At 35.5% G+C, this 12,990-nt stretch carries 16 protein-coding genes; 10 read left to right on the top strand and 6 right to left on the bottom strand.

What is annotated here, in order from left to right:
* The 6 genes from FTV11_RS16335 to FTV11_RS16310 all read left to right on the top strand — a co-directional run.
* The coding region (locus FTV11_RS16335; RefSeq protein ID WP_180074468.1) for a MobA/MobL family protein at nucleotides 1–1,287 on the top strand (1,287 nt) is incomplete at its 5' end.
* 635 nt (nucleotides 1,288–1,922) lie between these two features.
* Entirely contained in the window at nucleotides 1,923–2,867 is a 945-nt protein-coding gene (repM, locus tag FTV11_RS16330) for a replication initiation protein RepM (RefSeq protein ID WP_068912167.1), read from the top strand.
* Nucleotides 2,868–2,870: 3 nt separating this feature from the next.
* Entirely contained in the window at nucleotides 2,871–3,425 is a 555-nt protein-coding gene (locus tag FTV11_RS16325; RefSeq protein ID WP_068975321.1) for a plasmid replication DNA-binding protein, read from the top strand.
* A 12-nt stretch (nucleotides 3,426–3,437) separates the two neighbouring features.
* On the top strand, nucleotides 3,438–3,581 hold the full coding sequence (locus FTV11_RS16320; RefSeq protein ID WP_001125248.1) for a hypothetical protein: 144 nt from the start codon (nucleotides 3,438–3,440) through the stop codon (nucleotides 3,579–3,581).
* A gap of 199 nt (nucleotides 3,582–3,780) precedes the next feature.
* Complete coding sequence (locus FTV11_RS16315) at nucleotides 3,781–4,206, top strand: hypothetical protein (RefSeq protein ID WP_180074465.1); 426 nt, start codon at nucleotides 3,781–3,783, stop codon at nucleotides 4,204–4,206.
* Between the two features lie 172 nt (nucleotides 4,207–4,378).
* Nucleotides 4,379–4,900 (top strand): hypothetical protein, encoded by a 522-nt coding sequence (locus tag FTV11_RS16310; protein WP_180074463.1) that lies wholly within the window; start codon nucleotides 4,379–4,381, stop codon nucleotides 4,898–4,900.
* Nucleotides 4,901–5,023: 123 nt separating this feature from the next.
* Here FTV11_RS16310 and FTV11_RS16305 read toward each other — a convergent pair whose 3' ends face one another.
* Entirely contained in the window at nucleotides 5,024–5,383 is a 360-nt protein-coding gene (locus FTV11_RS16305) for a DUF4829 domain-containing protein (protein WP_227554280.1), read from the bottom strand.
* Between the two features lie 466 nt (nucleotides 5,384–5,849).
* On the opposite strand from FTV11_RS16305, the gene FTV11_RS16300 reads away from it, so the two are divergent.
* Together FTV11_RS16300 and FTV11_RS16295 are read left to right on the top strand one after the other, a co-directional pair.
* Nucleotides 5,850–6,419, top strand: coding sequence for a hypothetical protein (locus tag FTV11_RS16300; RefSeq protein ID WP_180074461.1), 570 nt, complete (start codon nucleotides 5,850–5,852; stop codon nucleotides 6,417–6,419).
* 101 nt (nucleotides 6,420–6,520) lie between these two features.
* The gene (locus tag FTV11_RS16295) at nucleotides 6,521–7,012 is read left to right on the top strand and encodes a hypothetical protein (protein WP_180074459.1); all 492 of its coding nucleotides are present in this window, start codon (nucleotides 6,521–6,523) and stop codon (nucleotides 7,010–7,012) included.
* A 108-nt stretch (nucleotides 7,013–7,120) separates the two neighbouring features.
* Here the strand turns inward: FTV11_RS16295 and FTV11_RS16290 are convergent, their stop codons facing one another.
* From FTV11_RS16290 to FTV11_RS16275, 4 genes are all read right to left on the bottom strand, one after another.
* Complete coding sequence (locus FTV11_RS16290) at nucleotides 7,121–8,245, bottom strand: SEL1-like repeat protein (protein ID WP_180074457.1); 1,125 nt, start codon at nucleotides 8,243–8,245, stop codon at nucleotides 7,121–7,123.
* 585 nt (nucleotides 8,246–8,830) lie between these two features.
* On the bottom strand, nucleotides 8,831–10,072 hold the full coding sequence (locus FTV11_RS16285; RefSeq protein ID WP_180074455.1) for a DNA (cytosine-5-)-methyltransferase: 1,242 nt from the start codon (nucleotides 10,070–10,072) through the stop codon (nucleotides 8,831–8,833).
* A 68-nt stretch (nucleotides 10,073–10,140) separates the two neighbouring features.
* Nucleotides 10,141–10,881: a PmeII family type II restriction endonuclease gene (locus FTV11_RS16280; RefSeq protein ID WP_180074453.1), complete on the bottom strand. Its 741-nt coding sequence runs from the start codon at nucleotides 10,879–10,881 to the stop codon at nucleotides 10,141–10,143.
* Between the two features lie 179 nt (nucleotides 10,882–11,060).
* The gene (locus tag FTV11_RS16275; RefSeq protein ID WP_058952633.1) at nucleotides 11,061–11,306 is read right to left on the bottom strand and encodes a helix-turn-helix transcriptional regulator; all 246 of its coding nucleotides are present in this window, start codon (nucleotides 11,304–11,306) and stop codon (nucleotides 11,061–11,063) included.
* 154 nt (nucleotides 11,307–11,460) lie between these two features.
* Between FTV11_RS16275 and FTV11_RS16270 the strand changes: the two genes are divergently transcribed.
* Nucleotides 11,461–11,703 (top strand): hypothetical protein, encoded by a 243-nt coding sequence (locus FTV11_RS16270; RefSeq protein WP_100243315.1) that lies wholly within the window; start codon nucleotides 11,461–11,463, stop codon nucleotides 11,701–11,703.
* Nucleotides 11,704–11,768: 65 nt separating this feature from the next.
* Here FTV11_RS16270 and FTV11_RS16265 read toward each other — a convergent pair whose 3' ends face one another.
* Nucleotides 11,769–12,137 carry a hypothetical protein gene (locus tag FTV11_RS16265; RefSeq protein WP_218950533.1) on the bottom strand — a complete coding sequence of 123 codons (369 nt, stop codon included), beginning with the start codon at nucleotides 12,135–12,137 and terminating at the stop codon, nucleotides 11,769–11,771.
* 258 nt (nucleotides 12,138–12,395) lie between these two features.
* On the opposite strand from FTV11_RS16265, the gene FTV11_RS16260 reads away from it, so the two are divergent.
* Nucleotides 12,396–12,990: MobA/MobL family protein (locus tag FTV11_RS16260; protein ID WP_180074451.1), on the top strand; the 595-nt coding region annotated here is incomplete at its 3' end.

Genomic DNA, 12,990 nt, shown 5'->3' with positions numbered 1-12,990 from the left:
AATGAAAAAGGCGAATTAGGAAAGAAACAAAGAATCTTCAACGACCATGGTCCCGAGATCCTGAAGGACAGCCGAGCAACTTTTGCCAATGTTGTAAATACAGTATTGGAAAATGCCGGGCTAGACGAACGAATCGACCACCGGAGTTACAAGGATCAGGGCTTAGACTTTCTTGAACCCACTCATCATGAAGGGCATGAAGCTACAGCACTTCGCAGACAATATGACGAGGAACAAAAAAGACCGCTTGAAGAACGTAACACTGAAATTGTGCTACCAAGAATTGCACTTGAAAATGATGCAATCAAAGCCAAAAATTTAGATGCTGCACGAGAATACCAACAGATCATCAAGGGCCTTGATCAAGAAATTATTGTTCCAAGTCGATTAGAAGATCAGATTACCCAGCTGGAAAACGAACTTCAGTTAACCGAAGCAGAAGAAAAAGAGCTTTTAGCAGAATTAGTAAATCTCAACCTAGAAGAAGAACGCCTGCAAGAACAACAGGTTCAACAGATCGACAACGCATATGATGACTTCATCCGGTGCCAAGATATTTATGCAGAATTTGCCAATCAGTTTTACACCATTCAAAGCAATGCTGCTGATAATCAAAAGCAGATTGAATCAAATCTCACCAAGACAAAACGATGGTTAGCAGAAAACAAAAGCGATTTTTACCTACATACCAATAATTTGTTTTATGACTCTTATCATCATACTTACAGAGATATAAAAAAACCTGATTTTTATGCGACTGAAAAATCAGTAGAACAGGCAAAAAATGAGAACTGGAGAGAATACGCAACCGAGGTCGAACAACTTGCTAAAGAATACGATATTGAGAATGTCGTCCAACGCTTAGGTCAATGCTCAGAGATACTGGAAAATAATGGGATTGAACGACCAACGATAAAACCCACGTTTTGGCAGAAGCTAAAACGAGAGTACGTTCATTCATTCGATACCCTACATGATTTTAATGATGATATGAGTCCCCTCCTTAAAGCAAAACGGGCAGATGATCTCAAAATTGAACAAGAAAGAATGCAGCAAGTACGCCAAACGGAAGTAGATCGCCAACGAAGAATTGAAAATGATCGCAGAGAAAGTGAATTTAGAGAGCAATTACGTAAAGAACGAGAGCAAAAAGAACAACGCTATGAACAAGAAAGACACGAACGAGAACATTTGGCATTTTTAAAACGCCAAGAATTGGAAAAACAGCAGAAAAACGAGCCTAAAAAACCAGAAAATGAAAATAACAACGATTACCGACCTTGGTGAATGCTGTTTAAACGCAAAAAAATAGGGTTTTTAGCGATGTTTTGCTAAACCACAGAGATTTATAGTTGAGTTAAGAAAAAACTCTTAAATCGCAAATGAGAGCATTTAGCGAGTGTCTACGAGCGAACTACAGGGATCTAAATTTTTTCACCTGTTTTTCCCTGATTACAGGCTCCCCTGTGTATCAAGAACTCAGAATCAGAGCATCCCGAATGGGTGCGAACTGATTACGGTGGCTTTATGTCGAGCGAAGCGAGTGAAAAAGTTCTATGAGCGAAGCGAATTCCTAGTTGCTTTTCTTTTTTAAAAAGTCACGAAATTTTAAGCCAAAAATTGCCCCTACGAACTGAGCGAAAGCGAAGTTCAATAGAGTTTGAGCGCAGCGAAAACCAAGGGCAATTTTTCCTTTCCTGGGCTTTTAATTATTTTTAAAGTTTTTAAATGCTTTTAGACTCTCTGAAAACCTTTGTTTGCAAGGCTTTCAAGGTGGATAAGACTACAATTTCTTTGTCATAAGACTACAATTTCTTTGTCATAAGACTACAATTTCTTTGTCATAAGACTACAATTTCTTTGCATTTGATTACATCGAATGCTAATGTAGTCTTAATAACACTTATAACCTATGCAGTCTTATGAAAAATGACTTAGTAGTAAAAGATAATGCCTTAATTAATGCCAGTTATAATCTCGAAGTAACCGAGCAACGGCTTATCCTTTTATCAATAATAAGAGCAAGAGAAACAGGCCAAGGGATCTCATCCGACAGTAAATTAGAAATCCATGCTTCTGATTATGCTTCTCGCTTTGATGTCACCAAAGAAGCTGCGTATAACGCTCTAAAAAATGCAGTTAATAATCTTTTTGAAAGAAAGTTCTCTTTTAAGGAAATTCATAAAGATACAAACAAAGAAATTGTAGTCAAATCCCGCTGGGTTAGCCGAATTGCATATGTTGATGACCTTGCTACATTAGAAGTTACCTTTGCACCAGATGTTGTTCCTCTTATTACAAGATTGGAAAAGCACTTTACGAGCTATCAACTTAAACAGGTTGCGCAACTAACTAGCAAATATGCTATTCGTCTATATGAGTTTCTAATTGCTTGGAGAGACGTAGGAAAAACACCTGTTATTTCTTTATCTGAGTTCAGAGAAAAATTAGGACTTGAGATGAATGAATATCAAAAAATGGTTAATTTTAAAAGTCGTGTTTTAGAACCAGCCATAAAGCAAATCAATGAGCTGACTGATATACATGTAAAATACGAACAGTACAAAACAGGAAGATCTATCTCAGGCTTATCATTCACTTTTAAGCATAAAAAAATTGATTCGATACCTTCAGAAAGAGATCCAAACACGGTAGATCTCTTTACCCAAATGACCGATGCACAACGCCACATGTTTGCCAATAAACTTTCAGAGCTACCGGAAATGGGTCGGTATTCCCAGGGAACTGAAAGCTATCCACAATTTGCTATTCGTATTGCTGAGATGCTTCACGATCCTGAAAAAATCAAAGAACTATATCCATACCTAAAAAAAGTGGGATATATGCCATTAAATAAAAGGATTTAGTAAATGGCTAAATTATCACTAAGTGAAGTATCTAACCGCTTTAACGTCAGTCGTTCTACGCTATATAGGGCCATAAAAGAAGGGCGTATATCTCGAAGCGCTGATGGTCTTTTTGATATTGCAGAAGTCATCCGATGCTTTGGAGAGCCGATCAAAAAGCATGAACAAAAACAAGAAGTGGATCAGTCTAAAGATGATGCTGATTTACGTCAGCTTGTTGATTTTATGAAAAAGGAAATTGAGTCATACAAAGATCGTGAGAAACGCTATTTAGATCAAATAGACCGCTTTCAATTGCTATTAGGGCATAAAGAGTCTGAAGAAAAAATGTCTCATGATACACCAGTGACACATTCCAATGATGCACCATGCGACAACAATAGTGGAATAAGTGAAACTATTGATAATAATAGAGATAGTGAAATTAAAACATCCCATGAGACATTGGTGACACGCCCTAATGAAACACCAAAACACGTACCAAATACGCATTATGAGACAAAGAAAAAGCGTGGCTTATTTGGCCGTGTGCTGAATGCTGTTTTTGATAATGACTAAGGGAGAGAGATCATGCCGAAACTGAAAGACATTGCCCTAGGAATTATTGTGGCCCCGCTGCTGATCCCGATCATGCTGATTGCATCCTACCAGGATAAAAAGGCACTTAAAAAAGAGCTGAATGAACGCCAAAAAGAAAAAGACCAGGCATCCTGATTATTCAATTAACCTAAACAAAGTCGTGAAACATTGCTCACTTATTAAGCGTGGAACGTGAAAAATCATAAAAAAAGCCCACCTTGGGGAAGATGGGCTATAAACTAGAAACTATAGCATTGATTTCTATAGATAATTATAACGCATTTCGTATAACGTGTATTATGTTAATTTTAGATAAACTTTAAAGAACAAAAATATGTGTGAATGCCAATCTGTGGGTAATTTTTTTGTATGTCCTACTAGTTTTTCAGATATTTTCAGTCATAACTACAATATGAAATATAAGTTTCCTCACTACTTCAGTGAAGATCCTCCATGCGAGGAAGCCAAACCAGAATTTGATTATGGTGAGTTTTATTATGTTTGTACCGAGTGTCAGCAAGCTTGGTATTTTGAATGTTATCCAGAAACACCAACATGCCCAATTTTTGGAATTAAAATTTCAGATATGAGCCAAGTATTAAGCCAAAACCAAATAAACAGTATTAAACAATTCTTGATTGTTTTAGCTCATGAAGGCTTTTCAGAAAATAAGTGTATTCACAAAGGATGTATGGACTATTCACTCAATGGAATTAAGGTATGCCTCAACCATTTCGGCTATAAATTTAGTCCCCATTAAAATATCTATTTAACATAATGGCTGTTATACGCAATAAAAAAACCTGGGCACCAACCCAGGTCTAAAATTTAAAAAACAGATAAATATCAGTGCAATAAACTCATTTTTCTAATTTCGCATAACGTGTATTATGTTAATTTTAGGAAATCTTTAAAGTATTTAAATAAAATATATGAATGTGATTTCGGCAATATTATTAAATGAACACCCTGTCAAAGGATGTATTCAGGATGGAAATGGAAACACTAAACCATTTCCTATTTTTGCTATTGATGGGCTTCCATTAAATATATGGATAAGTAAAAACACTAGTTTTAAGGATGCAAATTCTTCCGTTCCAGCACATGGTTGGCTATATGACTTTGAAAATAGCGTTCCTTTGAGTAATGCATGGAAACTATTAAAACCTGAAACTTCTGAATATGGTGCAGTATCCACTGTCATACCAATTTTAATTTGTTCTGATGATTTAGATCTTGTCTGTAATGTAATTATGATTGAACAGATGGTGACTGAATCAGAAGTTCAATGGATTCGATTTGGGGTAGCATGGAACAATATGCATGACCTTGTAACATCAGTAGTTTGGGAACAACCTTTTTCATCACCTGTTTTAACATTTAAATTAAGTAATTTTGAAGAAGCATACAATAATTTGAAAAGCTTAGATAAAGCTTGGAATGAGGGTATTTAACATAAGAGTCGTTATGCGAAATTTTTAAAAAATATAGTAAAAATAGGGGCTTAAAGCCCCCGTTTTTGTGACTTCGCATAAGGTGTATTATGTTAATTTTAGGGAAAATAAATAATTATTAGCTTAAGGCCCACTACCCAATCCTGTAATTAGCCAATCAGATTGAGGAGATTTTTTCACAAGAGTAATAAATAAAATATAGTCACCTACTGGACTGCCAGCATCATCTATATGCACGACTTTAACTTTTACCATCACTGAAATAATTTTATAAAATTCTTGATAATACTCAGGTCTACTTTCCGCTGAATCATCATTAATTCTTATTATTTCTAAAATTTTTGAGTCTTTGAAAGAAAGAAATCTTTCAGGACTTTTTAAGTCTTCATATAATTGCGCATCAGGCCAAACATATTTGATTGCTGATTTTCGATCATGTTTAGCAAGTGAATTTAAGAAAAGTATCGTTGTCTGTTTTGCCATTTCATTGTCATAATTCAATTTCTGTTTATATGAATTAAAGATCAGAATTAAACATAGACCTACAAGCAAAATTCCTACTTTTATAATTTTTGGGCGATTTACCATTCTTTTTGAAAACCCTTTCTAACTGCTAATGTTTAACCTTATCAATAAAGTCAGGCACTTATTTAACATAATGGCTGTTATACGAAATTCTCTTAAAAACCTAGGCATTGACCTAGGTGTTAAATTTAAAAAAATATATAAAAATTAAGGTTATAGTCTCAATTTTAGAAGTTCGCATAACGTGTATTATGTTAATTTTAGAAATTCTTAATACTGTTGCGGTTTCTTCAACAGTGAAGCATAAAACTAACGCATAAGAAATATATTTCTATACGATAGAATTTATTTTATACGATAAAAAATTTACATTTTAAATTTTATCGTATAGATTAAATAAAACTAACGTATAGGATGAAAAGAAATGACTCAAGTTATCGGTATCTTTACAGGAAAAGATTTAAAGTGGATGGAATCAGAGGGTGGTTCTGGATATTGGATTGCTCGAACAAACCGTATTAAAAGTGCTAAATATGTAATATTTATCCGAAATCATCGAGAGACATGGGCTGTCAAGGATGGGCTTGGACATGGTCAAGCATTCATGATTGGTAAAATTTCGGGGTGTATTCCAACAAAAAAATATGAGGGCAGAAAATTAATTCAAATCAGTGAATATGCTTTATTGCCTAATACAGAACAATTTAAACAAGCATGGAAAAAATTAACCGCAGGCCAGAGATATCCGGTTGCTTATTTGAATACAAATGACCTATTAGAAAAACTTGATTTTAATATAGCTGCTGTGGAATGGTCTGTATTTAATGCGAATCCTAATGCTGAAAAAGATTCTGAGACTTTTGAAAAATCTAGTGATTTAGATAGTTTGGATGAAACCAAAGAGCTATCAGTAATTATTGCCGAAGCAAAAGAAATGATAGCTCATGCAGCAGGTATTGAAGTTGATAAAGTGAATATTCAAATTAGCTTTTAAACTAACCCTAGAAAATCCTATATCCTCAGGACATCATAAATGAAGTGAAAAGAAATTTCCCCCCGAACAACTTCATTAAAAATAATTAAAGGTAATAAATCATGCGTACCGATCTACTTTTAGAATTAGCTGATTTCTTAGAAAAACTTGACCCCAATAGATTTGATATTCGCACTTGGAGAAGACCGTCTAAGGACTCTGTTGGCTTCGTGAGTGATGAACAACTACTCACTGACTGTAATACGGTTGCTTGTGCTATTGGATGGGCTGTGACTTTGCCAAATTGGAAGGATGCAGGATTCTATATGGACAGGTTAGACATCACTAAAGAACATCTTAGTAGTCCATTAAGTAAGCCATATACAATGGCTATTATTAAATGGAAAGGGAATCCTGATATTGACTCTTATGATGCTTTACAAGCAGGGTTAAATCTTCCAATTGGTATGGCCGAGGTTCTTTTTGACTTCAACAACTATGCTGATGAAGAATATACAGATGGAAAAACTGTTGCCGAACGAATTCGTGAATGTTGTAGTACGCCATCAAAAGAACTCATTGATTTAGTGGTTTCATATACTGATACTGAGTAAGTTCCACAGGCATAAAAAATTAAAAAACTCAATAAAAATGGAGGCTTACCCTCCATTTTTAAAATGCGTATAACGTGTATTATGTTAATTTTAGGAAAATTGAATAATTTACTGTAACCCAGCTAACATCAACTCCGCTTGAGCATGTCCATTATTCGCTGCTTTTTTTAACCAGTTAAGTGCTTGAGTTCTGTTCTGTGGTAATCCATTGGTACCATCTAAATAGCTTTGTGCAATATTAAACTGTGCCATCGCATTTCCATTACTTGCTGCTTTTAAAAGCCACTCAATTCCTAAAGCAGAGTTTTCACTAATACCTTGACCATTAAGATACATAATCCCAAGGTTATTTTGCGCCTCAGCATTCCCTTGAGCAGCAGCTTTGCTATACCACTCAAATGCTTTGGTATCACTTCGAGCAATACTTTGACCATTGTCATACATTACCCCAAGTCTATATTGTGCATCAGCATGGCCTTGAGCAGCAGCTTTGCTATACCATTCAAATGCTTTAAACCAACTTTGAGCAACACCTCGGCCCTTGGCATACATCAACCCAAGGTTATGTTGTGCCAACACATAGCCTTGGGCAGCAGCTTTGCTATACCACTCAAATGCTTTGGTATCACTTTGGACAATACTTTGACCATTGTCATACATTACCCCAATGTTATTTTGCGCATCAGCATGCCCTTGAGCGGCAGCTTTGCTATACCACTCAAATGCTTTGGTATCACTTTGGGCAACACCTCGGCCATTTGCATACATCAACCCAAGGTTATATTGCACACTAGCATTCCCTTGAGCAGCAGCTTTGCTATACCACTCAAATGCTTTAGAATCGCTCTGATTAACTCCCCGACCAGTATAGTACATTGCACCAAGGTTATTTTGCGCATCAGCATGCCCTTGAGCGGCAGCTTTACTAAACCATTCAATAGCTTTGCTATCATTGCGGATAACATCATGGCCTTGGTAGTACATCAACCCAAGGTTATTTTGCGCATCAGCATGCCCTTGAGCAGCAGCTTTACTAAACCATTCAATAGCTTTGTTTTCACTGCGGATAACACTTCGGCCATTAACATACATAATCCCAAGGTTATTTTGCGCCTCGGCATTCCCTTGAGCGGCTCTTATTTCAGTTTTATGGACAAGAGACTGATCTGCGAAAACAGGGCTTATAAATAAACATAAGCTAAAAGACAATAATATTTTTTTAGATAATTTCATAAGTTATTTCTATTAAATCAAATCGATAGAATCTTACATTAAGATTACTTTTCACACAGTGACATTTTTCAAATATCTACCAATTTTGAGTCCATTTAACATAATAGAGGTTATACGAAACGTGTTTTTAATATTACTTTAAGATCAGTATCTTATCGTTATTCATACCCTCTGGAACGTTCTCGTTCAACCGACTTGGAAACAAGTCGGTTTCTTTTTAAGCAATTTTGATACTTCTTGCCAATAAGATTGATTAATTTTTAATCAAAATGAAACTTTAGTGTGTGTTATCAACCCATTCATAGCTTAAATCATCCCCAATTTCTGCGGACAACTCTTGGGATAAAATAAGCCAGCTTTGTAAGCTAAAACTTACATGGATTTAAGGATTTTGCGGATTGGTAATCCAAGGCATTAGCCCTATGATGAATACATAAGGGAACTGGATGTTTCCAGAAAACAAGAATAAGAAAATAGCGCAAGGAATAGGCAGCACGAGATCAGTAAGACGAGCACCCCGATATGAAAAAGCCCGACAGGATGTCGGGCTTTTTTCATTGATATATGAGCCCTATCATAGATAGATTAATCAAGATCATTTAATAATCTAATCAAAGATCGTCCTAATGCTAAAGCCAGATTTACTGGCACAGCATTACCTATTTGTTTATATTGAGCCGACATTGATCCCTGAAAAGACCAATAATCAGGAAATGTTTGTATACGTGCATATTCACGAACTGTGAGAGGTCTACTTTCACTAGGATGGCAACGTTCCGTCTGTTTCTGAGCAGGGGCACAGGTCAACGTAAGACTTGGTTCATTCCAAGATAGCCGTCTAGCCATCCCTGTCTTTCCACCACCTAAATAAAAACTGCCCTGCATATACTCTTTCTGTAAGTCTAAGGGTAAATCTCTCCAATACCCACCTTCAGGCACATAATTGAATATTTCTTCTTTCCTTTTAGGATACTTTTGACCAATAGATTCAGGTACATCTGTATCAAATAGCTCACCTTTCTTTAAGGCATCTCTAACTGTAAGAATTCTTTTATATGGTGAGGGTTGAACAAATGTACCTTTCGAAACTAGATCTTTACGAACACCTACTAAAATAAGTCGTTCACGTTTCTGAGGTACTTTGTAAAAAATCGCCTTATAAACATTATCTTCAACTAATTCATACCCTAACTCGTCGATGATACTTTTTATAGTCTCGATAGTTTTACCATCGTCATGACTAAGTAGACCTTTAACATTTTCTGCTAAGAATACTTTAGGTCTAATTTCCGTTAAGGCTCTAGCAAATTCGAAGAACATAGTTCCCCTAACATCTTCAAATCCAAGTTTTTTACCTGCATAAGAGAATGCTTGGCAAGGGAATCCACCTGTAAGAAGATCTACAGAATCCTCATATTCCGAAAAATCAACCTGTCGAATGTCACCTTCAATAACATTCCATTCTGGGCGATTAAAACGTAATGTTGAACATGCAGATTTATCCAGTTCATTTAACAAAACGTGATCAAATCCAGCTCCCTCTAAACCAAGAGCTAAGCCTCCCGCACCAGCAAACAGTTCTATAGATGTATATTTCCTATTAGGCTGAATTAGTTGTTCTGCATCCCAACTGCTGTTAAAAAACCTTTGAAATTGCTCAAATTGCTCTAGCTGTTTCTTTGAATATAAAGCTACTTCGCCATGAATAAAATCTGGAATTAGCTTTCCATTGTTAGCCCAGGTTTCCAAATTTCTTTTAGAAACAGATAGAACATCTGCAACTTGTTCAGCAGAAAATACATCTAAATCTTTAGGGATAGCAGTCATAACTTCGTATATAGGAAATATAAAGAAGGATTTTAACTGTTTTTAGTACGGAGGTCCAGCCTAGTACATCATTTGGGCTCTTTATTTGCCATATTAGCTAATTCTAAAATGTGTTGATCTTTCGCAAGTTCACTAATGATAGCGTTTAATTGTTCACAAAAATCAGATTCCTGTGCAACTTCATCAATAACTGCAATGAGATCATCATAAAACTCATTATCGCCTGTCAGTTTAGTCCAAAACTCCTTCCCTACAAGAACGACATAATTATGTTTTGATTCTAGTTTTTTATAATGCCCACTAATTTCACTTCTTTCCCCATATACAATCCCAACAACCATATCATCGAGTTGTAATTTTAGATTATTAGTACGAGCCAAATTCTTAACAGCTTGGAAATGCTGATGAATCGTTTCCACATCATCTTTATTGATAGTGTTAGGGCCTGCCTTAATTTGGCAGTACTTTCTCCGCTGATCGTCCTGATCTATATATTCGACATCAATTCCAGAAGTAGTACTTTTAAAGGTTCCTAATACATCATTTGTAAAATGCTGTATGGCATTACCAAAAGTCGTCGTAATGCTAGTACCTAAAATTCGAGGATAAACTAGAGCTTTGGCAATACTTTCAGGAGATGCATTCCCTGTTAAAAAATTAGCTAAGTATGTAGTTGTAAAAGGATTTATATTAAATTCTGTAGAAGATTTTAATTTTTGGGCATTTTTTAAGTGGCTTTCCATTACACTATCTCTAAACCAGTGTTTAGCTTTTTCTAATATCTCTTTCTTTTGATCTTCTGATAGCATAACTAATAAGCCAACTAATTAAATTAAAAGGGAATTAATTATATTCTTTATAATTTATAATGCTAGGAATTAACATAAAATCTCATCTACGAAATCACAAAAATGGGGGCTTATCGCTCCCATTTCATTGTAGTACTCTTTGATCAACAACAACCCCAAAAATCCAGCGTAATCTTTTTCTATTTAGACTGACTTTCTATACGGGCTTTCTCATATGCCTGTACTTTTTCTAGGATAGGATAAAAATCAAAACCCTCATCCTTCATCGTTGATATGAGCGATACGATCACAGCCAAATGAGAAGGCACAAATCCAACTTTATTATAATTCGTAATAGAATTAGGCTTCATTCCAAGTAATTCAGCAAATTCTTTAATTGAAAGACCTGCTTTACCGATAAGTCTATAGAATTCTTCGTAAGGCATGAGATTCAAATTTAACAAATAATAAAGTGAAAGTATAACATAGGCTATTTCTTTACACAGAATATTAAAAAACACATAAAAATATGTTTACAACACATATTTTTATGTGTTTAATTGTTCATATCAAGCCTATGCTTCTGTATCGGATTTTTTTATGAATTACTTCACTCAACCTCAATTATTTATTTCAGCAAAAGCAAAAAAATTAGGATTACAGTTAATCCAAGAGCTTTATATTCAACGTAGTGCCCGTTTGGCCTTTTATTTAGATGTGAATCCCTCTTTTGATGGGCATGAAGCTGTTTTATTTTGGACTGAACATTATTTAGCAGAATACCCAGATGCAACTTTCTCAGATATTCAGCAAAAATTTATACAATCTGTTCCAGAATCCTAAACTTTTTAGTGACTGTACTTACCAGGACAGGTCTTGGTATTGAAAGGTCATCAAAATTAGTCATCCTATAGAAGCTCCTTAAATAGATTTTTATCCTTCAATTTATTCTCTTCTGTCTTACTTTCTGCACTTAAAAACTGCTCAAAATCTGCCAATTGGTGTTTAAACGACTCATCATTTTTCAGCTTATTTAGAACCCATGCACCGAGCAAAATTTTACGTCGAGTATCATCTTTACGTTCTTGTGCTTTGGATTCTTTTAAAAGTTTTTGTTGTTTCAACTTAAGTTCATTTTGCTTCTGTTTAGCTTGCTCTTGTATCTGTTCTTGTTCTTTTTTTAAATAATCAATCTGTTCTTGAAGAGATAATTTTTTCTGCTGTGCTTTTGTGAGCTTCTTTAAAACAGCATCTTTCTTTTCTTGAATATCTGACATAATATTAAACCGTGATGTGCAATAAACAAACACCATCATAAAGTCAAAAAACAAAGCAAGCAATATCAAACGTAGCGAAGCGGAGTTTTCCCGTAACGAAGTGAAGGGCGCACTTACCCACTTTTATCATTTCATTCAAAAGTGGACGTTGCGACAGGGGAAACCCCTGTACCCCATGACCTCGCTTTAGCATGGTCAGCAACTTTTTCAAAGTTGCGAAAATCAAAACCACGGTATGCAGAAATTTAGGTTTTTAAAATGGCAATTTTTCATTTGAATGAAAGCAATATCTCACGAAGTGACGGACGTTCAGCCGTTGCTTGTGCTGCTTATCGTGCCTGTGAAAAATTAGAGGATCTGACTTTTGGAAAGACTCAGGACTACACTAAAAAAAAGGGACTTGCATACAAAAATATTTATGCACCAGAACATACCAATACAAAACTTTTAGACCGTCAAACACTTTGGAATACAGTAGAAAAAAAAGAATTCAATGCCAATGGCTCAATGAAAGCCAATGCACGACTCGCCAAAGAATATATCTGTGCTTTACCACATGAATTAACAGATGCAGAACGCATAAAAATCGTTGATGACTTTTGCCGAGACTTTGTGAACAAGCACAATGTTATTGTCGATGCCTGCATCCATGCACCACATGAACATAACGATGAAACCAATAATAAAAACTATCACGTACACATGATGTTCACTACCAGACTCATCAATGAAAAAGGCGAATTAGGAAAGAAACAAAGAATCTTCAACGACCATGGTCCCGAGATCCTGAAGGACAGCCGAGCAACTTTTGCCAATGTTGTAAATACAGTATTGGAAAATGCCGGGCTAGACG

The organism is Acinetobacter sp. YH12231, assembly GCF_013417755.1.
Classification (GTDB): Bacteria; Pseudomonadota; Gammaproteobacteria; order Pseudomonadales; family Moraxellaceae; genus Acinetobacter; species Acinetobacter amyesii.
The sequence above is the reverse complement of the archived record's forward strand: the minus strand, read 5'-3'. Positions and strand labels throughout refer to the sequence as shown.

Coding starts and splice junctions, on each gene's coding strand:
- repM (WP_068912167.1), top strand. CDS start 1,923: ATGAAAAATGACTTAGTAGTAAAAGATAATGCCTTAATTAATGCCAGT.
- FTV11_RS16325 (WP_068975321.1), top strand. CDS start 2,871: ATGGCTAAATTATCACTAAGTGAAGTATCTAACCGCTTTAACGTCAGT.
- FTV11_RS16320 (WP_001125248.1), top strand. CDS start 3,438: ATGCCGAAACTGAAAGACATTGCCCTAGGAATTATTGTGGCCCCGCTG.
- FTV11_RS16315 (WP_180074465.1), top strand. CDS start 3,781: ATGTGTGAATGCCAATCTGTGGGTAATTTTTTTGTATGTCCTACTAGT.
- FTV11_RS16310 (WP_180074463.1), top strand. CDS start 4,379: ATGAATGTGATTTCGGCAATATTATTAAATGAACACCCTGTCAAAGGA.
- FTV11_RS16305 (WP_227554280.1), bottom strand. CDS start 5,383: ATGGCAAAACAGACAACGATACTTTTCTTAAATTCACTTGCTAAACAT.
- FTV11_RS16300 (WP_180074461.1), top strand. CDS start 5,850: ATGACTCAAGTTATCGGTATCTTTACAGGAAAAGATTTAAAGTGGATG.
- FTV11_RS16295 (WP_180074459.1), top strand. CDS start 6,521: ATGCGTACCGATCTACTTTTAGAATTAGCTGATTTCTTAGAAAAACTT.
- FTV11_RS16290 (WP_180074457.1), bottom strand. CDS start 8,245: ATGAAATTATCTAAAAAAATATTATTGTCTTTTAGCTTATGTTTATTT.
- FTV11_RS16285 (WP_180074455.1), bottom strand. CDS start 10,072: ATGACTGCTATCCCTAAAGATTTAGATGTATTTTCTGCTGAACAAGTT.
- FTV11_RS16280 (WP_180074453.1), bottom strand. CDS start 10,881: ATGCTATCAGAAGATCAAAAGAAAGAGATATTAGAAAAAGCTAAACAC.
- FTV11_RS16275 (WP_058952633.1), bottom strand. CDS start 11,306: ATGCCTTACGAAGAATTCTATAGACTTATCGGTAAAGCAGGTCTTTCA.
- FTV11_RS16270 (WP_100243315.1), top strand. CDS start 11,461: ATGAATTACTTCACTCAACCTCAATTATTTATTTCAGCAAAAGCAAAA.
- FTV11_RS16265 (WP_218950533.1), bottom strand. CDS start 12,137: ATGTCAGATATTCAAGAAAAGAAAGATGCTGTTTTAAAGAAGCTCACA.